The organism is Rhodoferax sp. GW821-FHT10B06, assembly GCF_059415605.1.
In genome coordinates, this window is sequence record NZ_JBWKNO010000053.1 from 1 (window position 1) to 505 (window position 505).

General features: G+C 59.8%; 1 protein-coding gene. It reads right to left on the reverse strand.

What is annotated here, in order from left to right; all coding sequences use genetic code 11:
- Positions 1–505: transposase (locus AC07O2_RS26015; protein ID WP_495235004.1), on the reverse strand; the 505-nt coding region annotated here is incomplete at both ends.

Below are 505 nucleotides of genomic sequence, written 5' to 3' on the forward strand. Positions count from 1 at the left end.
TCGGCCGTCTCCAAGGCATCAAGGTAGCGCTGGATGCTGTGTTCGATCTGTTCCTGGCGTTTGTCGACTTTGCCCACCGTGAAGTTGCGGTCCCGGCTGTTCACTGCCTTGAACTTGCTGCCGTCGATGGCGACGATAGCATGGGTGAACAGCTTCAACTGTCGGCACAGAGCGATGAAGCGTTGGCAGACGTTACGGATACCGGTGCCGTTGTCATGGCGGAAGTCAGCGATGGTTTTGAAGTCGGGTGCCAGCCGGCCCGTGAGCCACATCAGCTCCACGTTGCGCTGGGCTTCGCGTTCCAGGCGCCGGCTGGACTGGATGCGGTTCAGGTAGCCGTAGATGTACAGCTTGAGCAGGACTGACGGGTGGTATGAGGGGCGCCCCGTGAGAGCAGGTTCGGTGCCCGCAAACCCGAGGGAAGCCAGGTCCAGTGCTTCGACGAAGGCTTCAATGATCCGCACCGGATTGTCTTCAGCAACATAATCGTCGAGGCACTCGGGTA